General features: G+C 49.7%; 17 protein-coding genes. 12 read left to right on the forward strand and 5 right to left on the reverse strand.

Features of this window, described 5'->3' with window-relative positions; all coding sequences use genetic code 11:
* The first annotated feature begins 5 nt into the window (after window positions 1–5).
* Window positions 6–1,025 carry a UDP-glucose 4-epimerase GalE gene (gene galE / locus IC617_RS02870; protein ID WP_191143474.1) on the forward strand — a complete coding sequence of 340 codons (1,020 nt, stop codon included), beginning with the start codon at window positions 6–8 and terminating at the stop codon, window positions 1,023–1,025.
* Window positions 1,026–1,125: 100 nt separating this feature from the next.
* Complete coding sequence (locus tag IC617_RS02875; RefSeq protein WP_191143475.1) at window positions 1,126–2,574, forward strand: sulfatase; 1,449 nt, start codon at window positions 1,126–1,128, stop codon at window positions 2,572–2,574.
* A gap of 63 nt (window positions 2,575–2,637) precedes the next feature.
* On the opposite strand, the gene IC617_RS02880 is transcribed toward IC617_RS02875, so the two are convergent.
* Window positions 2,638–4,917: an FdhF/YdeP family oxidoreductase gene (locus IC617_RS02880; protein ID WP_191143476.1), complete on the reverse strand. Its 2,280-nt coding sequence runs from the start codon at window positions 4,915–4,917 to the stop codon at window positions 2,638–2,640.
* Window positions 4,907–5,677: a formate dehydrogenase accessory sulfurtransferase FdhD gene (gene fdhD / locus IC617_RS02885; RefSeq protein ID WP_191143477.1), complete on the reverse strand. Its 771-nt coding sequence runs from the start codon at window positions 5,675–5,677 to the stop codon at window positions 4,907–4,909. Before fdhD ends, IC617_RS02880 begins: the two co-directional genes overlap by 11 nt.
* Window positions 5,678–6,043: 366 nt before the next feature.
* Here fdhD and IC617_RS02890 point away from each other — a divergent pair, with 366 nt between their 5' ends.
* Window positions 6,044–7,627, forward strand: a complete 1,584-nt coding sequence (locus IC617_RS02890) for a sugar porter family MFS transporter (protein ID WP_191143478.1) — start codon at window positions 6,044–6,046, stop codon at window positions 7,625–7,627.
* On the opposite strand, the gene yghU is transcribed toward IC617_RS02890, so the two are convergent.
* Window positions 7,624–8,466 carry a glutathione-dependent disulfide-bond oxidoreductase gene (yghU, locus tag IC617_RS02895; protein ID WP_191143479.1) on the reverse strand — a complete coding sequence of 281 codons (843 nt, stop codon included), beginning with the start codon at window positions 8,464–8,466 and terminating at the stop codon, window positions 7,624–7,626. The genes IC617_RS02890 and yghU overlap by 4 nt on opposite strands.
* Window positions 8,467–8,758: 292 nt before the next feature.
* Between yghU and IC617_RS02900 the strand changes: the two genes are divergently transcribed.
* From IC617_RS02900 to IC617_RS02930, 7 genes are read left to right on the forward strand one after another with little or no spacing between them, the layout of a single operon-like run.
* Complete coding sequence (locus IC617_RS02900; protein WP_191143480.1) at window positions 8,759–8,905, forward strand: TIGR02808 family protein; 147 nt, start codon at window positions 8,759–8,761, stop codon at window positions 8,903–8,905.
* A gap of 3 nt (window positions 8,906–8,908) precedes the next feature.
* Entirely contained in the window at window positions 8,909–9,208 is a 300-nt protein-coding gene (locus IC617_RS02905; RefSeq protein ID WP_191143481.1) for a chaperone NapD, read from the forward strand.
* A complete protein-coding gene (gene napA, locus IC617_RS02910; protein ID WP_191143482.1) occupies window positions 9,205–11,727 on the forward strand; it encodes a nitrate reductase catalytic subunit NapA in 2,523 nt (840 codons plus the stop codon). Before IC617_RS02905 ends, napA begins: the two co-directional genes overlap by 4 nt.
* Before the next feature lie 20 nt (window positions 11,728–11,747).
* Window positions 11,748–12,500 (forward strand): ferredoxin-type protein NapG, encoded by a 753-nt coding sequence (gene napG / locus IC617_RS02915; protein WP_191143483.1) that lies wholly within the window; start codon window positions 11,748–11,750, stop codon window positions 12,498–12,500.
* 2 nt (window positions 12,501–12,502) lie between these two features.
* Entirely contained in the window at window positions 12,503–13,378 is an 876-nt protein-coding gene (gene napH / locus IC617_RS02920; RefSeq protein ID WP_191143484.1) for a quinol dehydrogenase ferredoxin subunit NapH, read from the forward strand.
* Window positions 13,379–13,864, forward strand: coding sequence for a nitrate reductase cytochrome c-type subunit (locus IC617_RS02925; RefSeq protein WP_191143485.1), 486 nt, complete (start codon window positions 13,379–13,381; stop codon window positions 13,862–13,864). It abuts the gene before it with no gap.
* Between the two features lie 14 nt (window positions 13,865–13,878).
* Complete coding sequence (locus tag IC617_RS02930; RefSeq protein WP_191143486.1) at window positions 13,879–14,469, forward strand: NapC/NirT family cytochrome c; 591 nt, start codon at window positions 13,879–13,881, stop codon at window positions 14,467–14,469.
* Between the two features lie 27 nt (window positions 14,470–14,496).
* Here the strand turns inward: IC617_RS02930 and IC617_RS02935 are convergent, their stop codons facing one another.
* Window positions 14,497–16,356, reverse strand: coding sequence for a diguanylate cyclase domain-containing protein (locus IC617_RS02935; protein WP_191143487.1), 1,860 nt, complete (start codon window positions 16,354–16,356; stop codon window positions 14,497–14,499).
* A 129-nt stretch (window positions 16,357–16,485) separates the two neighbouring features.
* Between IC617_RS02935 and IC617_RS02940 the strand changes: the two genes are divergently transcribed.
* On the forward strand, window positions 16,486–16,719 hold the full coding sequence (locus IC617_RS02940; protein ID WP_191143488.1) for a DUF3820 family protein: 234 nt from the start codon (window positions 16,486–16,488) through the stop codon (window positions 16,717–16,719).
* A 24-nt stretch (window positions 16,720–16,743) separates the two neighbouring features.
* Here the strand turns inward: IC617_RS02940 and IC617_RS02945 are convergent, their stop codons facing one another.
* Window positions 16,744–19,662 carry a bifunctional diguanylate cyclase/phosphodiesterase gene (locus tag IC617_RS02945; protein ID WP_191143489.1) on the reverse strand — a complete coding sequence of 973 codons (2,919 nt, stop codon included), beginning with the start codon at window positions 19,660–19,662 and terminating at the stop codon, window positions 16,744–16,746.
* 184 nt (window positions 19,663–19,846) lie between these two features.
* Here IC617_RS02945 and IC617_RS02950 point away from each other — a divergent pair, with 184 nt between their 5' ends.
* A complete protein-coding gene (locus IC617_RS02950; RefSeq protein ID WP_191143490.1) occupies window positions 19,847–20,680 on the forward strand; it encodes a S1-like domain-containing RNA-binding protein in 834 nt (277 codons plus the stop codon).
* Window positions 20,681–20,711: the final 31 nt, after the last annotated feature.

A 20,711-nucleotide genomic window follows, 5' to 3' on the forward strand; every position in this document is an offset into this window, starting at 1 on the left:
ATCACATGACCAACGTTCTGGTTACCGGCGGTGCAGGTTACATCGGCAGTCATACTGTACTGGCGTTGTTAAATGCTGGCTACGGCGTGGTTGTTGTTGACAACCTTTGTAATGCCTCAAAAGAATCGTTAGTTCGGGTTGAAAAGCTGGCAGGCAAGCCAGTGACATTTTACCAAGCAGACATTCTCGACAAGCAGGCGATGGCTTGCGTCTTCGTTCGCGAAAACATTGATGCCGTGATTCATTTTGCTGGCCTCAAAGCGGTCGGCGAGTCGGTGCAAAAGCCATTGGCTTATTACAAGAACAATGTTCAGGGCACCGTCGCGCTGGCTGAAGTGATGCTAGAGCACGGCGTCAATTCGCTGGTGTTTAGCTCATCGGCGACGGTTTATGGCGAAGCGAATGAGCCGCCATACGTTGAAACTCAGCCGCTTGGCAATCCAGCCAGCCCCTATGGCCAAACCAAGGCCATGGTGGAAAAAATCCTGATGGATGTGGCGCGTGCTAATCCGGAATTTAAAGTCGCTAACTTGCGTTATTTCAACCCGATTGGTGCTGATGTCAGCGGTGATATTGGCGAAGACCCAAATGGTATTCCGAATAACCTGATGCCATTTGTCGCTCAGGTTGCTGTTGGGAAGCGCGACAAATTGGCCGTTTTTGGCGACGACTATCCAACCAAAGATGGCACCTGTCAGCGCGATTATATTCATGTCACCGATTTAGCTGATGGTCACTTGGATGCCTTGGCTTGGCTGCTCAAACAGCCTTCTGGTTGTGCCGAAGCTTTCAATCTGGGAACTGGCGAGCCGTTGTCGGTACTTGAAATCGTCAAGGGTTTTGAGCAGTACTCCGGCCAGCCTGTGCCTTATGAAATTGCACCTCGCCGAGAAGGTGACTTAGCGGCGTTTTGGGCCGATGCCAGTAAAGCGAAACAAGTTTTAGGTTGGACAACCAACAAGTCATTGCAGGACATGATGGTTGATACCTGGCGCTGGCAATCACAAAACCCAGACGGTTATTAAACAGGGTTAGATTTTTTGAAATTAGCGAACAGGGCTCGATTTTCGTTCGCAGATAACACCAGAAAACTTTCAATTTCGATTGATATAACAGGACAAAACAATGATAAAACAATCGGTCATTTGTGCTTTGTTAGCAGCGGTCAGCTTAACCGCTTGCGCTCAAAACAAAGCCGACAGCACGGCCGCTGCGCCTGCTGAAAAGCCTAACGTGATTCTGATTTTTGCCGATGATGCCGGCTATAACGATTTTGGCTTTCAAGGCAGTCCAACCATGGTTACGCCAAATCTCGACAAAATTGCCGCTCAAGGTGTGGTGTTTAAGCAAGGTTATGTCTCTGATCCGGTTTGTGGTCCGTCGCGCGCGGGCTTGATGACTGGCCGTTACCAGCAAAAATTCGGCTATGAAGAAATCAATGTGGTTGGCTTTATGAGCCCTAACTCCGCGTTGCTGGGCGAGGACATGGGCTTGCCGGTTGATGAAGTGACCATGGCTGATTACATGAAATCGCAAGGTTACAAAACTGCCGTCTATGGTAAGTGGCATCTAGGTAATGCTGACCGTTATCACCCACTTAATCGCGGTTTTGACGAGTTTCTCGGTTTCCGTGGTGGCGACCGCAGCTACTTCCCATATAAGGATGCAGACGAGATTGCCGCTAACCCAATGGTTTCTGACAAGTTGTTAGAGCGCGGCATGGGCCACATGGAAGAACATGATGGCTATCTCACAGACGTATTGGGTGATGAGACGGTCAAGTTCATTGAAAAGAACCAGGACTCGCCGTTCTTTATCTATCTGGCATTTAACGCGGTTCACACGCCAATGGAAGCGCTGGAAGAAGATAAAGCCAAGTTCCCTCACTTGACTGGCAAGCGTCAGGAAGTGGCAGCAATGACCTTGGCAATGGACCGAGCCATTGGCCGCGTCACTGATAAGCTTGAAGAGCTTAATTTAGCCGATAACACCATTATCGTATTTACCAATGATAACGGTGGCCCAACGGATAAAAATGCCTCCAATAACTGGCCACTGGCTGGCACCAAGTCCAACCACCTTGAGGGCGGTATTCGCATTCCGTACATCATGAGTTGGCCGGCTAAGATCCCTGCTGGTACCGTGTATGACTTGCCGGTCAGCACCATGGATTTATTGCCGACCTTCTACGAAGCTGCTGGTGGTACTGAATACAAGTCTGAAGTCGACGGCGTCAACCTGTTGCCTTACGTCTTGGGTGAAAACAAATCGCGTCCACACCAAACCATGTACTGGAAAAAAGACGTGCGTGGCGCAATTCGTGATGGTGACTGGAAGCTGATCCGCTTTGCTGACCGTCCCGCTGAGTTGTACAACATCGCTGATGATATTGCTGAGCAGAATAACCTCGCCGATCAATACCCTGATCGTGTTCGGGCCATGTACAAAAAGTTTTTTGCTTGGGAAATGACCTTGGAGCGTCCGCTTTGGTTGTTGCAGCGCAAGTACGAGCAATACGATATTGATCGGATGGATAAGTACCGCGTGCCGACGCCACCGGAGCAAATGAAGTAACTCCGCAATTCATCACTTACATAAAAAACCGCTGACTTGTCAGCGGTTTTTTGTCTTCATTGGTTATGCGGTTGCCAACGGTATTTTACTGGTGCTTTTGGCGATCTGAATGGCAATTGATTTCGATGTTGGGGTAAACGATAAGTCGCCATAACTATCGATAGGCACTAGCGGATTGGTCTCTGGGTAGTAGGCCGCCGCATTGCCTTTGGGGATATCGTAGAACACCACTTGAAAGCCATCGACCTGGCGTTGCGTCTGATCGGGCCATAGCGAGCTAATTTGCACCCAATCACCTTCTGATAACCCTTGTTGTTCGGCATCTGATGCATTCATGAACAACACATGGCGCTGGTTTTTGATGCCACGATAACGATCGTTCATGCCATAAATGGTGGTGTTGTACTGATCGTGCGAACGCAAGGTTTGCAAGGTTAAGGTGGGTTGTTCGCTGGTGGCAAGCTGAGCCGACAGTGATTGCGGGAACATGTCCGCCGGCAAGTCAACGGCGTGAAACTGCGCTTTGCCTGAGCAGGTGTTCCATTGCAGCAACGCCGCTGAGTTCGCCAAATGAAAGCCGCCTTGTTGTTTAATCTTGTCATTAAAGTCGGCAAACGCAGGCAGCACATCGGCAATTAGTGCTCGGATCAAGCTGTAATCCTGAGCATAATCGAGCCAGTTAATGGGCTTGGATTTTAGCGTCGCAGCTGCTATTTCCGCGACAATTCGGGTCTCAGATAAGCAATCGGCACCAACTGGCTCATTGCCGCCTGCTGATGCATGAACCATGGAGAAGGTGTCTTCAACGGTAATTTGTTGCAGACCTTTACTGGTTTGGTCGATTTCCGTGCGGCCAAGGCAAGGCAGAATTAGGGCATCTTGACCCACCAACAAGTGCGAGCGGTTGAGCTTGGTACTGATCTGAACATTTAGCTTGGCGTTGGCTATGGCACGGTAGGTGAACTCGGTATCCGGTGCTGCCGCAGCCAAGTTGCCACCCAAGCACACCAAGACTTTGGCTTGGCCCTGATGCAAGGCCTGTAAGGCTTGGTTGACGTTGTGGCCGTGTTCGGTGGGAGGCTCAAAGCCGAGCCGATGCTTTAAAGCGTCAAGAAATGCCGCTGGTGGCTTTTCATTAATGCCCATGGTCCGATTGCCTTGCACGTTACTGTGGCCGCGCACTGGACATAACCCCGCGCCGGGGCGGCCAATTTGGCCGAACAGCAAATGCAGGTTAACTAACTCTCGAATGGTGTCGACCGAATGCTTATGCTGCGTCAGCCCCATGGCCCAAGTGCTGATGGCTTGTTTCGATTTGGCAAACAATTGCGCCGCTTGTTCGATGTCTGATTTACTGACGCCAGATTGCTGCTCGATGGCTTGCCAACTGGTTTGTGCGACGCGGCTTAAATAGGCCGCTGAATCGATCGTGTGGCGATCGATAAACTCTTGATTGAATGCCGTTTCGGCTTCTACTAAGGCTTTCACCATGCCACGGACAAATGCCATGTCGCCGCCAAGTTTCGGAGTAATGTAGAGGCTGGAAATTTGAGTCGCGGCAGGGGTTAGCAGCTCGACTGGATCTTGCGGACTGGCAAAACGATTAAGCGCCACTTCTTTGAGGTTGTTAATGGCAACAATGGTGCAGCCCCGTTTGGCGGCCTTTTTCAAGGCATTCATCATCCGAGGGTGATTGGTACCGGGGTTCTGGCCATAGACGAAAATAGTATCGGCCTGTTCAAAATCACTCAGCACTACTGTGCCTTTGCCGACACCGATTGACTGATTCAGTGCTAAGCCACTGGCCTCATGACACATGTTCGAGCAATCAGGAAAGTTGTTGGTGCCAAATGCGCGGCCAAACAGCTGATACAAGAAGCTTGCTTCATTACTGGCGCGGCCGGAGGTATAAAACTCAGCTTCATTGGGGGATTCAAGAGCGTTCAAGTGAGTTGCAATTAAGGCAAAAGCATCGGCCCAACTAATGGCTTCGTAATGGTCCGTTTGTTGGTTGTAGCGCATCGGCTCGGTCAAGCGGCCCTGAAACTCCAACCAATGATCCATTTGTTTCATCAACTGAGTCACCGAGTGCTCGGCAAAAAAGCTGCGGTCAACCGTGCGTGCAGTGGATTCCCAAGCAACTGCTTTGGCGCCGTTTTCACAGAATTGAAAAGCGCCATCTTTGCTGTCGCCCCAAGCGCAGCCAGGGCAGTCAAAGCCACCATCTTTGTTGACTCGCATCAGGTTCTTAAAGTTGTCTTTGGCACGCTGGGAGCGCAAGACTTCGTTGAGGGTGGAGCGCAACGACGCTAATCCGCCCGCTTTGTGAGATTTAGAGCTCATGCGACTCTCCTTGATAACTAATGGGCCCGTCGAATTTGGGAATATGGATCAGTTGCAAGCCATGGGCCTGCGCTAATTGCACCGCTTGCTTACTCGGAGATGCTAGTGAGATCAGACAAGGGCAATTGATTTGAATGGCTTTTTGTACCAATTCAATGCCGCAGCGACTGGTGATGACGATGGCAAAAGATGATGGCATTTGCGGCTGGCGCAGCAGATAACCGACTAGCTTGTCGAGAGCGTTATGGCGGCCAATGTCTTCGCGAACGGCAACCATGGCGCCATCCGGTAACAGCAAACAAGCACCATGCTGGGCGCCAGTTTGGGCTGATTTGACTTGTTGATTGGCCACTGCCGCACGAATGTTAGTGAGCGTGTTGCCGCTACAGTGGAAATGCTTGCTGACTTTTGGCAATTCAGGAAACGCTTGCTGCAGCGCCGTAATGCCGCATAACCCACAGGATGCTGAGCTGCGCAGATTTCGTGTCCGCTGATTGAGCTTGGTGATGCAGCGATTAGCCAGTTGAACATTGATTTGCCATTGATCGTCGCTGGTGACGATATCGATATCATGGACGTCGCGATTGTGGCAGATCAGTTGCTCTGAAAACAAAAATCCAACGACAAAATCTTCAATATCGTCTGGGCTGGCTAGCATGACGGCGTAGTTAATGCCGTTGATGTTCAATGCCAATGCGACTTCTTCTGGCAAGTGCGATAGGTGCAAATGGCGCTCACGTTTGTGTTCAACTGAGGTCAAAGTTAAATCTCAATGTAGCTAAGGTAGCCAAGGGTGTTGGTATGATCACTGTGTTCGGCGGCTCGAATTTGGCATCTGACAGCGCCGCGTTCAGATGCGTCAGTATCGAAGTTGTTTCTGACTTGATTCAATAGTTAAGTCACTCTCAGTGAGAAAAAATCAGTGAAGTTTGAACTTACGCACTGTTTTGATAATCAGTGCGATTTTCATGTATTGAACCAAATTGCGATATTTTTATTATTGTTATCATATTGTTAATGATATTTATTCGCGCCTAAGCGAGACATTGTTGCGATTCGCCTCTGGCTTTGCCGAAACTGATTGGTTAGGCTGATTGTATGTTGTTAACAATGAATTGTGTTGTTTATGGATAAGTACACGCTCAGGGCTTTTGCCTACGCGGCGATTGTCACCATTGGTGGTTTTGTTTTTGGTCTTGATGCTGCGGTGATTAGCGGAACGCTCAGGTACATCACCCTTGAGTTTGGCCTTTCGGATCTGCAAGTCGGTACTGTGGTCAGTGCGCCAGCACTGGGCGTGCTCATTGCTCTGGTGATCACGGGCGCTATCTGCGACTCGATTGGCCGTAAAAAAACACTATTACTCATTGCCATTCTTTATGTTTTATCTGCTGTCGGTTCGGCGTGGGCGACCAGCTATGAAATGCTGGTTGGTGCTCGCTTTATCGGCGGCTTAGCATTTACTTCGTTGTCATTGGCCTCAATGTACATTGGTGAAATTGCGCCCCCAGCGCAGCGCGGCAAGCTGGTGTCGATGAATCAGTTGATGATCGTATTAGGTTTGACCGCCGCTTACTTTTCCAACTACTGGTTGGTAGGGCTGCTGCAAAGCGATGCAACTTGGGTGATCGACTATAACTTGCAGCAAGATATCTGGCGTTGGATGTTGGGGGTTGAAATTATCCCTGCCGTGGTTTGGGCGCTACTCCTGTTGTTGGTGCCACTGAGCCCGCGCTGGCTGGTCTCAAAAGGTCGTTATGATGAGGCTCGAGCATCGCTCGCGAAGTTGATGCCTGCCGACAAAATTGACGATGAATTAGCGGCGATTATTGCCAGTTCACAGCAGCAGCACCAAAAGCCAATGAAACTGACTGAACAGTTTCAGGTGATGTTCGAAAAGCGTTTTCGGTTGGCCATCATGATTGGCGTGATCTTCGCCGCAGTACAGCCGCTGACCGGCGTTAACCCAATCTTGTTTTACGCGCCGATGGTGTTTGAGCAAACAGGTATTGGTACCAATGCCGCTTTCGCTCAAACCTTAATTATTGGCGTGGTGAGTTTTGTCTTTACTGCTTTGGCGATTGTCTTGGTGGATCGGCTAGGACGCCGGCCATTGGTCAACTTTGGCCTCATTGCATCGATTGCCTGTTTAGTGTTGTGTGTGACGGCGTTTAAGCAGGCCAGTTATACCCTGAGCCAAGACGCAATTGGCCAAATCGAAGTCAGCATTGATAGCGATGTCGCGGCACAATTGCAGCCATTGGTTGGGGAAACCTTTGATTCTGATACTGGCTATAAAAATGCGTTGATCGCAGCGATAGGGCAGGATACCTACAAAGCCCACGAAAGCAGCCTTATTCAAGCCGCCGTCAGCATTAATGCCATGTTGGTGCTAATCGGTATTGTTGGCTTTATTGCTGCTTTTCACGTCTCGATTGGGCCTTTAATGTGGGTGGTGTTTTCCGAAATCGTGCCGACTCAAATTCGTGGGGTCGCCATTCCGACCTTTGCACTGATCTCCAGCACCATCAGCTACTTCATGCAAAAGTTCTTCCCGTGGCAGTTGGCTAACTTCGGCGCCGCCGATATTTTTACCAGCTACGCGGTGGCCGGAGTGATTGGTTTAGTCCTGTTGTATCGCTATTTGCCGGAGACCAAGAATAAATCCATTGAGGAGGTTGAGCGTTTGCTCAACCCCCAAGCGAGTTAATCGAGATCGCTGGCGTCATGACGCTCGGCTACTTGCTCAGCGTCTTCGCCCCAAGTCCGGTTGACTTTACGGCCGCGGATCACGGCTGGCCGCTGATCAATCGCTTTGGCCCAGCGCATGACATGGCAATACTCATCGACCGACAAAAATTCAGCGGCATCATACAAGCGCCCTAACACCAATGCGCCGTACCATGGCCAGATAGCGATGTCGGCAATGGTGTAGTCATCACCTGCAATGTAGTTTCGGTTGGCCAGATTACGATTCAACACATCCAATTGACGCTTGGTTTCCATGGTAAAGCGGTTGATTGGGTATTCGAATTTCTCTGGCGCATAGGCATAGAAATGACCGAAACCACCGCCCAAATAGGGCGCCGAGCCCATTTGCCAGAATAGCCAATTCATTGTTTCAGTTTTACCGGCGTGATCTTGGGGCAGCAACTGGCCGAACTTTTCTGCCAGATATAACAGGATGTTGCCTGATTCAAATACCTTGGTTGGGGTGTCACCGGAGTGGTCGACTAATGCTGGGATTTTGGAATTTGGATTGACGTCAACAAAGCCTGACGAGAACTGATCGCCTTCTTGAATTCGGATCAACCAAGCATCGTACTCGGCTTCGCTAACACCCAGTGCCAGCAACTCCTCGAGCATGATGGTCACCTTCACACCATTGGGCGTGGCCAGCGAATAAAGTTGCAACGGATGTTGGCCAATCGGTAGCGCTTTATCGTGAGTTGGCCCCGCGATAGGGCGGTTGATATTGGCAAATTGGCCGCCGCTAGGTTGCTGCCAAGTCCAAACCTTGGGAGGCTGATAGCTTGATGATTCGCTCATGTCGGTTTTCTCCAAAAAAGGCAATGTATCGGTGTGCTCAATTGTTCGATAACAGACCGACTACGTAATAAAACTATTTCAGATCTCACTATGTTGCTTTTCAAATGAAAAATATCGCGATTGTCACATTTGTGCCGCAAATTCTCGACTATACTTGACGACCATAAAATGGACTCGAAAAGAGTTGTAGTTGATTGTAGTCGCTAGGTATAACTGGCTAGTTTTCAACTAATATATATAAAAAATATAAATGTCAGCGTGGTGACACGTTGGCCAGAATTACGAGATCACTATGAGTCAACTAGAGTCTATCATCTGGCATGTGCTGGGCTATGCAGCAATGCCTGTCATTTTTTTATTCGGCTTTATCGCAGTATCGATAGGCTGTTTACTGCTGCTGAATTGGATGGGCGTCGAAACTGTCGATACGGACGCCTAGCTGATGACTTCTCTTCCCCAAGATTCTGCCCCTGATTTGGTCAAGTTGGCAGGCGTGCTGGTGCGTTGCCAAGCAAAGCGCCGTGCTGCTGTAGTCGCCGAAATTGAGTCCCATGCTGGGGCCTCAGTTGAGCCTGAGAGCAGTGATGATGCCTTGATTGTCATTATCGAGGAAACACCCACCACCATGTTCCTGACCGAACAAATCTCTCGCATTCAAAATATTCAGGGCGTGTTGTCCGCCGCACTGATTTACCACCACAACGATACTGCCGAAACCGGCAACAAGGAGATGGCGTCGTGAAATTAAATCGTCGTGACTTCATTAAAACTCAAGCTGTCGCTGCAACAGCAGCCGCGGCAGGTCTTAGTGCGCCAGTTCTGGCAACCAATGTTGCAACCCAAAGAAGCCAAACCAAAGTTGACTGGGACAAAGCGCCGTGCCGATTTTGTGGCACCGGCTGTAGCGTGTTGGTTGGTACTCAGAATGGCCGCGTGGTGGCTACTCAAGGTGACCCTGATGCGCCAGTTAACAAAGGCCTGAACTGTATTAAAGGCTATTTCCTGTCGAAGATTATGTACGGTGAGGATCGCCTCACTAAGCCTTTGCTGCGGATGAAAAATGGCAAGTACGACAAGCAAGGCGACTTCCAGCCAGTGAGCTGGGATCAAGCGTTCGATATCATGGCGGAAAAGTGGAAAACCGCAATTAAAGCTGACAATGAACGCAATGCCGGTAAAGAAGTCACCGAAATTGTTTCGTCGGTGGGCATGTTCGGCTCTGGCCAATGGACCGTATGGGAAGGCTATGCTGCCGCCAAGCTCTACAAAGCTGGCTTCCGTTCAAACAACATCGACCCTAACGCTCGCCACTGCATGGCTTCGGCTGTGGTTGGTTTCGCCCGTACCTTTGGTATGGATGAGCCGATGGGCTGTTATGACGATCTTGAAAACGCCGATGCATTCGTTCTGTGGGGCGCGAATATGGCGGAAATGCACCCGATTTTGTGGTCGCGCTTGACGGACCGTCGCTTGAGCGCTCCCGATGTGCAAGTGCATGTGCTCTCTACATTCGAGCACCGTAGCTTTGAATTAGCGGATAACTCGTTGATCTTCACGCCACAAACGGATCTGGCAATCCTTAACTACATTGCCAACTACATTATTGAAAACGACAAGGTGAACAAAGACTTTGTCGCCAAGCACGTCAATTTCCGCAAGGGTGATACCGATATTGGCTATGGTCTGCGGCCAACGCATCCGCTCGAAAAGCAAGCGAAAAACGCCGGTTCCGGCGGTTCTCAACCCATCAGCATGGACGAATTTGCTAAGTTCGTCAGCACCTACACGCTTGATTACACTGCAGAGTTGACAGGCGTGCCGAAGGATAATCTGCAGCGGCTCGCTGAGATTTACGCCGATCCGAACAAGAAAGTTGTGTCTTATTGGACCATGGGCTTTAACCAGCATACTCGTGGCGTGTGGGCCAATAATTTGGTCTACAACATTCACTTGCTTACTGGCAAAATTTCCGAGCCAGGCAATGGCCCGTTCTCGTTAACCGGACAGCCATCAGCTTGTGGTACGGCGCGAGAAGTGGGTACCTTTGCCCACCGATTGCCAGCGGACATGGTTGTTGCCAATAAAAAGCACCGTGATTTTGCCGAAAACGTTTGGAAGGTGCCGGAAGGCACTATTCCAGGCAAGGTTGGTTATCACGCGGTATTGCAAGATCGGATGCTCAAAGATGGCAAACTCAATGCCTATTGGGTGATGTGTAATAACAACATGCAGGCGGGCCCGAATATCAATGAGGAGCGTTTGCCGGGGTATCGTGACCCGCGCAACTTTATCGTTGTTTCTGACCCTTATCCTACGGTAACCGCTCAGGCTGCTGACCTTATTTTGCCTACGGCGATGTGGGTAGAGAAAGAAGGGGCTTACGGTAATGCCGAGCGTCGCACCCAATTCTGGCACCAACAAGTACTGCCTCCGGGCGAAGCAAAGTCTGATCTTTGGCAGCTGATGGAGTTTTCCAAGCGGTTCAAAGTGGAGGAAGTATGGCCTGCCGATCTAGTTGCGAAAGCGCCTGAATTGAAGGGCAAAACCTTATTTGAAGTGCTGTATCAAAACGGCAACGTCGACAAATTTGACACCGCCGAATGTCAGGGAAAAATGAACCTCGAATCAGAAGAATTCGGTTTCTATTGTCAAAAAGGCTTGTTTGAAGAATATGCGGTATTTGGCCGTGGTCACCACCACGATCTCGCCGACTTTGATGCCTACCATGCTGCCCGTGGCCTGCGCTGGCCGGTGGTTGATGGCAAAGAAACTCTGTGGCGCTACAAAGAAGGCTACGATCCTTATGTCAAAGCCGGTGCCGAGTGGGAGTTCTATGGTAAGCCAGATGGCAAAGCGGTGATTTTTGCACTGCCTTATGAGCCCGCGGCGGAGTCGCCAGATGACGAATACCCACTATGGTTGAGCACAGGTCGAGTGCTTGAGCATTGGCATACCGGCACCATGACGCGTCGCGTGCCTGAGCTCTATCGGGCTTATCCTGATGCGCTGATTTTCTTACACCCAGCCGATGCCAAAGAACTTGGCGTCCGCCGTGGTGATGAAGTGGTGGTGGAATCTCGTCGTGGTGAAGTGAAAACTCGGGTCGAAACCCGAGGCCGTAACAAACCACCGAAAGGGCTAGTGTTCATGCCATTTTTCGATGCCAAGCAACTGGTTAATAAACTGACGCTTGATGCGACCGATCCGCTATCAAAGGAAACTGACTTTAAGAAGTGCGCGGTGCGGATCCGCAAGGCTTAGTTCAGCACGAGGCAGGGCGGATGGCCGATAAACGCAGCCACACTATTTCGCGGCGCCAGTTTCTGCACAACACAGCCAAAGGTGCCTGTATTGCCGGAGTGACTGTTGCGGCGATGGGGTTGGTTGCGAAACCTTCTGGGGCGGCAGCGCCACAGATGTTAAGACCGCCAGGAGCAATACCAGAAGCAGACTTTCTTGATGCTTGTGTTCGTTGTGGATTGTGTGTTGAAGCGTGTCCATATGACACCCTCAAGCTTGCCAGGTTATTTGATGCAGCGCCGATGGGAACGCCTTATTTTGAGGCGCGGACCATTCCTTGTGAAATGTGCGATGACATTCCTTGCCAGCAAGCTTGTCCGAGTGGCGCGATATCGCCTGATCTCGCCAGCATTGATGATGCTCGGATGGGCTTGGCCGTGCTGATTGATCAGGAGACTTGTCTCAACTGGCAAGGTTTGCGCTGTGATGTCTGTTATCGGGTTTGCCCATTAATTGATGAAGCCATCACGCTTGAGGCTCAGCGAAATATCAGAACGGGCCATCACGCCATGTTTATTCCCACGGTTCATTCTGATGTCTGCACCGGTTGCGGTAAGTGTGAACAGGCCTGCGTGTTAGAGGTTTCGGCGATCAAAGTGTTATCGCGCGAGGTTGCCAAAGGTGAGCTCGGCAGCCATTACCGTTGGGGCTGGAAGGAAAAGGAAAAAGCAGGGCATTCGTTACTTGAACAAGATGTACTGGATTTGCCCGACCGACGGCCAGAGGGCGGCTAACGATGAAGGCTCGCGTTGGCCAGGAAGTAATCGATAACTTTGGGTGGCTTCGGGCGCACCGCTTTTTGTTGTTACGCCGGTTCAGCCAGGCAAGCATTTTAGGACTATTTTTGCTGGGGCCTTGGTTTGATGTGTGGATCATTCGCGGCAATTTGAGCAGTAGCGAATTGCTCGACACCGTGCCACTCACTGAGCCGTGGATGTTGTTACAAAGTTTGGTGTCAGGGTACTGGCCGGAAGCGACCTTGTTACTTGGTGCGGCTCTGGTGATTGCATTTTACTGGGTGCTTGGTGGCAGAAGTTACTGTGCTTGGGTCTGCCCGATGAATGTGGTGACTGATAGCGCCCATTGGCTCCGTCGGCAATTAAAAGTACGAAGCCAGATTAACCCGCCCAGCTCAATTCGCTGGGGTGTGTTTGCCGGTGCTTTGATAGCTACAGCCTGGGTACAAGGGCTGGTATGGGAAATGATTAATCCGGTGTCGCTGCTACACCGAGGCCTTTTATTTGGAATGGGAGCCGGCTGGCTGTTAATTGCAGCAGTGTTCTTGTTCGATTTGTTTGTGGTTGAAAAAGGCTGGTGTGCCCATTTATGCCCGATGGGTGTCTGTTATGGCTTAGTCGGCAAGACCAGTCCGTTAAAGGTGATCGCCAGCAATCGAGAAGCCTGCAACCAGTGTATGGATTGTTACGTGGTTTGCCCCGAGCCACACATATTAAAGGGGCCATTGCGGGAGGCTAAACAAGGAAGCTCCCCACTAGTTTCACCTCAGGATTGCACACGCTGTTTACGTTGTATGGATGTTTGCAGTCAGAACGTATTTGATATTACCGCATCGCTTTCGGGTTCAGCTCGAACAAAAAGTGGAGAACAATAAATGAAAACTCTAATTTCATCCATGGTAGCGAGTTTGTTGTTGGTGACGAGCTGGGCAAGTGCCAATGCTGTCGACAATGAGGAGTTTGTCAGCAACGGCGGACTGTCGTCATTGCGCGGACAATCCGAACTCAATGACACCAAACAGGCTGAACAGTTGAAAAAGCAAGTGAAAGACGACAAGGTCATCGACCGCAACTATGTTCATCAGCCGCCGCTGATCCCTCATCAGATCCGCGATTATCAGGTCGATTTGAAGAGCAATAAATGTTTGTCTTGCCACGGCTGGAAGTTTGCCGGACAAATTGGGGCAACCAAGATTAGCCCAACACATTTTGAAACCGCCGATGGTTTGACCCTTTCTGACGTTGCTCCTCGCCGTTATTTCTGTCTTCAGTGCCACGTGCCGCAGGCTGATGCGCCACCGTTAATTGCCAATGACTTTAAGGCGGTTGATGCGCTGGATGCTGCCAATTCGTCTAGATAAGCGAGGTACTTTTGATGTCTGATAACAACAAGACTGGCTTAATCGCCCGCCTTTGGCAGCTGTTCTCAAAGCCAGCCAAAATCGCGACTGGTGCTGTTCTGGGGATGGGCTTTATTGGCGGTATTCTGTTTTGGGGGGGCTTTAACTGGGGAATGGAAGCCACCAATACCGAAGCTTTTTGTTCTGGTTGCCATGCGCCGATTGTCGAAGAGATCCAATCGACCATTCACTACAGTAACCGGTCGGGAGTGCGGGCGATTTGTTCTGATTGCCATGTGCCGCACCAGTGGACTGATAAAATTGTGCGTAAAGTTCAAGCGAGCAAAGAATTGGTGATGCACTTTATTGGCACCATTGATACGCCTGAAAAATTCGAGGCACGGCGCAAACATCTTGCCGAGCGAGAATGGCATAGATTAAAAGAGAACGACTCGTTGGAGTGCCGCAACTGTCATGACTTCCAGTTCATGGATTTTACCGAGCAAGGCAAGCGCGCGGTAACCATGCACTCGACTTCACTCGCTTCGGGCGATAAAACCTGTATCGATTGCCACAAAGGTATTGCGCACGCCTTACCTGACATGTCGGGTGTTGAAGGCTGGTAATTCGATTTAGGCTCTAATTACACCAACTTAAAAGGCAGAGGATTCGATTCGATCCCTGCCTTTTTGTTTGGCAAGTTTGAGCGCATCATTCGCTCTGGTTAGTAATACCGAGGATGGCGTGTTGCTGCCGGAGGCCGTTGCGATGCCACCACTGAGGCTAAGTTGATGATCAATGCCGATGTGTTGCAGTGCTAGTTCACTTAGAGTTGCTTTTAACTGATGACAAAGTTGCTCGGTTTCTTGCTTGCCACGGCCAGCGCAAATCAGCAAAAACTCATCACCATCGAAACGGCCAATATCAGCGCGCCCAGCCAATAGCTGTTGCGCCTGTTGAGCAACTTCCTGTAGCAATTGATCGCCAGCCGAATGGCCAAAATCCTCATTGATTTGGCTTAAGTGGTCAATGTCGAATAATGCAATTGAGGTTGGATTCAGAGAATCGCTGGCTTTTAAAGCTCGCGCCAACTGCACCGTGATACTGCGCCGGTTGGGTAGCTGGGTCAGCTGATCGCGCCCAATCATCTGTGTCATTCGCGATGCTCGTTGACGGACGACAATTGTCGCGGCCGTCATGACCAGAAACAAAGTGATCGAAGCCGCAATTGCCATTACCTGCCACTGTTGTGCTTGCTTCAGGTTAGCGATGGTCTGCTCCTGTAGCTGTGCTTTTAACTCCGCTTGCTGTTCTTTGTGTTGCTGTTTTTCGAGATTAAGTCGAGTACTCGACATGTCGCTGTATTGGGACTTGATGCGCTGAGTGTAGGTATTGCTTAATTCAGCGTACTCCTGAAACATTCTGGTGGCTCGTTGCCACTGTTGCGTCTCGGCTAACAGTTCGGCATAACGCAATGTTGATGTGACTCGGTATGAACTGCTATCAACCTTCGCGAATGCTTCATAGGCTGTTTTGGCGTAGCCAATGGCCTTGTCTGGCTGACCATTGCCGCTATATATGTGAGCAAAAGCCATACTTAGATAGGGATCTCGGCGGGCTCCAGATAGAAATGTATTGTGCTCGGGAATTGTTTCGATGAGCGTTAACGCTTCAGATAATCGCCCCAACTCACTCAGGTTAATTATTTGCGCAATTAAGCCGGCACTCTCGCCATAACTGATGCCACTCTGGTGATATAACTCGGTAGCTGTTTGAGCATCCTTTAATGCCTGCTCATGCTGTTCTAACTGCCTGTGATAATAGGATTTGACGATATGAAAATCGCCTTTAATCCAGTCGGCAGTGACATCCGTGAGCAATGCTTTGGCGTCGGCTAGCAGCACTTCCGCCTCGGAAAGATCGCGTAAATGAATCATCAGATCGGCCAATCCGGTTTTTACTTCGGCGAGTTGATTGGGCGTTTCGGCGAGGCTTTGGGCAATAATAAAATCTCGGTACGAATCGGGTGCAATGGTTGCGCTGGAGCGAACAAAAGCCAGTAATCGGATGCGGTTGGCAAATGCCAACGTTCGGTAGGCCGGTAAATTTTGCTCTGACCATTGTGCTATTAGGTTTGAATCCTCAAGCACTCGATCGATATCGTCATGGATGGTGTGAGCGTAACTACGACAATAGCGAGCAAACATCTCGAGCTCTTTTGAGCCCCAGCTTTTTGCCCGCTTAATTAATTCGGTGGAACGTCGAATCCAGTCTTTTGTTAATAAATTGGACTGAATACCACACTCACTGAGCTCAAATAAAAATTGTGCGCGCTTTCTGACCCCAGCAATCAGCGGGGCAATTTGTTGGCGACGAGATTTGGCCTCATTCTCAGCATATTCGCCAAGTATGATGTGCTTGAGTTCTTTTTCGATTGAATGAACCGAGCGCTCAGCATAGGTCATGGGTGACACCATGAGCACAACGAGCAATAAGCAAACAACAGACTTCATCCTGATAAACTCCACACATCAGGAACTGATGGATTGACCATAGGCATCATTCAAAACTTGACGAATACAAGCAAGGTTATCAGGTGGAACTGTGTTAATTTTTGCCTAAATCATGATTCGAGTCTAAAAATGGAAGAACTCGCAGTAAAACTGCATCAGTTAGTCATGCAGCGGATGCCCTTTGGCAAGTATCAGGGGCGGTGGTTGATTGATTTACCGGTGGCTTATTTGTCGTGGTTTGCCGACAAAGGCTTCCCAAAAGGCACGTTAGGGGAGCAGTTGCAATTGCTGTACCAGTTAAAAATGGACGGCAATGGCGATGTTCTGCGGCAACTTCACAGTCGCTTAAACAGGGGCGATTGAGTCGACGAGCCTGAGTTGAAACGGTCAAGTCGGGCGACTATCGATTCCTTCCTGTTGCTGGTTATGATGGCTGAGCCATACCCTAAATTGTTGTTCGGTCAGCGGTTTCGAAAAATAGTAGCCCTGATAAACATCACAGCCGAGCGCTTTTAACTTCTCGACTTGATTGGCGCTTTCCACCCCTTCGGCAACCACATCCAATGACATATGCTGGCCAATCGCAATCATCGACTCGGTTAATGGCGAAGATTGATATTGTTCTAACTCATCGATAAAAGCTTTATCAATCTTCAAAATGTCGATAGGTAGATCGCGCAGATAGGCCAGCGACGAATAGCCGGTACCAAAATCGTCCAACGCAACCCGAAAGCCATAAGCCCGCAGCTTATTCAACTTGGCTATGGTTTCTTTTAAATCGGTCAGTAAGCTGGATTCTGTCAATTCAATGCAAATGTGCTTGGCTTGTAGCCCTTTGACTTGCACCAGCTCAATCAGTCGGTCGGCAAAGCCAGACAAGGCAAACTGCCATGGCGACACGTTAATGGACAAATGGCCCACTCGCATGCCGAGCTGTTGCCAGATGATTAAATCAGACAAGCTTTTTTGGATTACCCAATCGCCCAACTGGTGAATGAGTCCGCTTTCTTCGGCAATTGGAATAAACTCCGCTGGAGAAACAAACCCCAATTCGTCATCGTGCCAACGCACCAGGGCTTCGGCGCCGTATAAGCGGTCATCAGAGCCAATTTGGGGTTGGTAGACCAATGACAATTGATTATTGGCAATCGCTTGCTTCAGCGCTTGCCGAATGGTGTTTTTGTGGTTGGTTTGTTGTTCGAGCGCTTGTTGGTAGTAGCTGTAGCAACCACGACCTGCATGTTTGGCTTGATAGAGCGCCATTTCTGCCCTTCGGATCACATCTAGCGCCGTCAGCTCTTTGGATAATGACACAATGCCGACGCTGCCGGCGAGATCGATCATATGTGAACCAAGCTGGAATGGCTGTCGCACAATGCTCAGCACCTGCTTGGCCAGTTCTGCCGCCGCAATCGTTTGCTCTTGTGCAATGAAAATAAATTCATCTCCGCCTTGGCGAGATATAAACACCGCGTCGCTGATCTGCTCTCTGAGTTTATCCGCCGCATGGCGCAGGACATCATCACCAACGTCATGGCCCAACTGGTCATTAATGGTTTTGAAATGATCGATATCCATCATCAGCAAATAGCCATCTGCAATCATTGGATCGAGTAGTTGCTGGGATAAATACTCGTGGGTCTGGGCGCGGTTGGGTAATCGGGTCAAATAATCTTCGTAAGCCACCGCCAACAGTTTTTGTTCAGCTTGGTTCCGTTGCACTTCAGCCGCTGCGCGGGCGGCAAAAATATGCATGATATGGTTGAGCTTATGGCTTTGGCTAAATGGTTTGGTGTCAAATACGTTAATGATGCCAATGGGCTGTTGTTTAGCATTGACCAATGCGGCGCCAATGTATCCCTCAATGGCCATGTCTTGAAGCATTTGGTCATCAGGAAACTGACGCTGAATGTCGGACGGGTAGCAACACACCTGATTTTGCTCAAGTGCTTGCTGGCAAGGAGAACCATCTAGCGGATAAACGATGTTATCGGCTTTGTGGCCATTGACCATCAGCGATAGGGTTTGAATGGCCTGATTGTTTGCTTGAAGTAAGCCAATGATGGCGTATTTGGCATTAAATAACTTGGCCAGATTCAGTGCCATGCCATCAAAAAATGACTGCTCTTGCTGGCTCGATACGCCCTGCGCAAGGTACTCATAGGCTTTTTGACTGAAATAACTTTCGGTTTGGTCGGTGCATTGCGCCACCAATAAATCCACTGAACCTTCAATATCGCGGCTGCAATATAACTCAAAGTTTAACCAGCCGTTGGCGGTCAGGTTGGCCGATAACTGTTGCGGCAATTGCGCGTTGGCAACGGTACTCAGCGGCAAGCGCCCAGCTTGCTGAATGCGCTTGACGCTCAGTTCTTGTTCGGGGTAAATCGGGCGTAGCACATCGAGCAAATTGAGTTCCATGTGCTCAAGCGACATGCCCCAAAAATCCTTACACGCGGTGTTGGTCGATAACACTTGACCTTCTGTGTCCATTAAGATCAGCGGTGCCGGAGATTGATAGACTACCTGTGCCAGCTGATAAGCGCGGACTTGCTGATTTTGGCGGCGGATTTTTTCTTTTTCTAGCGCTTCGCTTTTACTCGACAATTGCTGACTGGTTTTCTTGGCTTTGACCATCAACGACACACTAAACAACAGCAGCACCGGAATAATGGCAAAGCCCGCCACATAGATAAAATCCAGCTCGCCCTGATCAACACCATGACCAACGTAAGAGGTGATCAAATACAAAATAAAAATGCCGATCACGGTTGGCAATAAAGCCGCTGGGCGCTGGTGGCGGACTCGCCAGCAGTTGCTCAAACCCCAAGCGGTGATAAATAAGCTATTCGTCAACAACAACAGCCGCCACAAGCTGGGTTGACCGTTGAGAATGGAAAACTGTTCGCCAACGACGGTGAAGTGGCGGACATCATCGATAGCTGAAAAGCGAATGCCAAATGGTAGTTGATGGTTCAGCAGTAGCATGCCGATGCTGATGACACTGAATACCGCCAGTACTGCATAAGGTCGCGGCGGGGAAGTGTGTAAATTGATGTTCCACAACATCAAGGCAGTGGCGACAATCGCCCAACTGGTTTGCAAGCGCAGCAATTCGACCATCGCACTAACGTCGTTGGTCTGCATATATTTGAGGGTTACATATTGATAACCGATGGCGGTACAGGTGAGTGCGAATAGGGCAAATTGGCGCAGGCGCTGATTGTTCAATATCAACATGGATACCGACTGTACAGCGGCATATCCCATAAAACCGACTGACATGTAAAACAGCAGCTCAATCAATCGTTATTCTCCAATCCTGATGTCAACAAGGGGCGCTGTACTTGATTGATTGTGCACCCGTCATCCCTTGTTTTCGAGTGGTTTTTGTAAAAAGTCTGATAATTGTTAACCCGACAGTTGCGGGGCAATGCTATTATCGCGACCAGCAAACCTGTTTCACTGAATCAATAGCGGAGACCGATACGTGATCAAACTGGGGCAAATGAATCGATTAGAGCTGACCGAGCAATTAGCCGATGGCTGGCTGCTGATTGAGCCTGAATCTCAACAGCAAGCGACACTCGCCAGCGACAATGCTCCAGAGAATTTAACCCTTGGTGAGTCGCTATCCGTATTTGTCTTTGCCGATACCGAGGGCGATCTGGTGGCAACAACCGCTCGGCCGAAAGTCATGGCTGGTCAACTTGCATTGTTAAAAGCTAAGCACGGTAGTCCATACGGCATGTTTATGGATTGGGGCATGAGTAAAGATTTGCTGGTGCCAAACCGTGAACAATATGAGCAAATGGAAGCCGGTCAATCTTACTTGGTCTACGTCTACATCGACGATCAGCAGCGGCTTGCGGCCAGCAGTCGTTACAAACGATACATTGATCAGGAGCGCCACGCCTATCGTGATGGCGATAAGGTTCACTTAACCATCACCGAACCAACCCCCCTAGGCTATAACTGCGTGGTTGATTATCAACACTCGGCGCTGCTGTATGCCGATCAGGTTTTTCGCAATGTCAAAGTCGGCGACCAAATCAGCGGTTTTATTCGTCAGGTCCGCGACGATGGTCTGCTAGATGTGTCTACTCAAGAGCCCGGCTACGGTAAAGTTTCTGGCTTAGCGGAGCGGATTATCGAGCGATTGGAAAAGTCGGGCGGTGAATTAAAACTGTCTGATAAGTCGGCCCCAGAGCTGATCAAAAATGAATTTCATTGCAGCAAGAAGGCATTTAAGCAAGCCATTGGTCTGCTGCGCAAGCAACAACAGATTGATATTTTCCCAGCGTACATCAAGCGCCGCAGCTAAGCGCGAGCCAATCAAACAGGTTAATTTTGTG

Origin of the sequence: Neiella litorisoli, from assembly GCF_014773395.1 — a bacterium.
GTDB lineage: Bacteria > Pseudomonadota > Gammaproteobacteria > Enterobacterales > Neiellaceae > Neiella > Neiella litorisoli.

Bases quoted from the DNA above. Each gene is read 5' to 3' on its own strand.
- galE (WP_191143474.1), top strand. From the start codon at position 6: ATGACCAACGTTCTGGTTACCGGCGGTGCAGGTTACATCGGCAGTCAT.
- IC617_RS02875 (WP_191143475.1), top strand. From the start codon at position 1,126: ATGATAAAACAATCGGTCATTTGTGCTTTGTTAGCAGCGGTCAGCTTA.
- IC617_RS02880 (WP_191143476.1), bottom strand. From the start codon at position 4,917: ATGAGCTCTAAATCTCACAAAGCGGGCGGATTAGCGTCGTTGCGCTCC.
- IC617_RS02890 (WP_191143478.1), top strand. From the start codon at position 6,044: ATGGATAAGTACACGCTCAGGGCTTTTGCCTACGCGGCGATTGTCACC.
- yghU (WP_191143479.1), bottom strand. From the start codon at position 8,466: ATGAGCGAATCATCAAGCTATCAGCCTCCCAAGGTTTGGACTTGGCAG.
- IC617_RS02900 (WP_191143480.1), top strand. From the start codon at position 8,759: ATGAGTCAACTAGAGTCTATCATCTGGCATGTGCTGGGCTATGCAGCA.
- IC617_RS02905 (WP_191143481.1), top strand. From the start codon at position 8,909: ATGACTTCTCTTCCCCAAGATTCTGCCCCTGATTTGGTCAAGTTGGCA.
- napG (WP_191143483.1), top strand. From the start codon at position 11,748: ATGGCCGATAAACGCAGCCACACTATTTCGCGGCGCCAGTTTCTGCAC.
- napH (WP_191143484.1), top strand. From the start codon at position 12,503: ATGAAGGCTCGCGTTGGCCAGGAAGTAATCGATAACTTTGGGTGGCTT.
- IC617_RS02925 (WP_191143485.1), top strand. From the start codon at position 13,379: ATGAAAACTCTAATTTCATCCATGGTAGCGAGTTTGTTGTTGGTGACG.
- IC617_RS02930 (WP_191143486.1), top strand. From the start codon at position 13,879: ATGTCTGATAACAACAAGACTGGCTTAATCGCCCGCCTTTGGCAGCTG.
- IC617_RS02935 (WP_191143487.1), bottom strand. From the start codon at position 16,356: ATGAAGTCTGTTGTTTGCTTATTGCTCGTTGTGCTCATGGTGTCACCC.
- IC617_RS02940 (WP_191143488.1), top strand. From the start codon at position 16,486: ATGGAAGAACTCGCAGTAAAACTGCATCAGTTAGTCATGCAGCGGATG.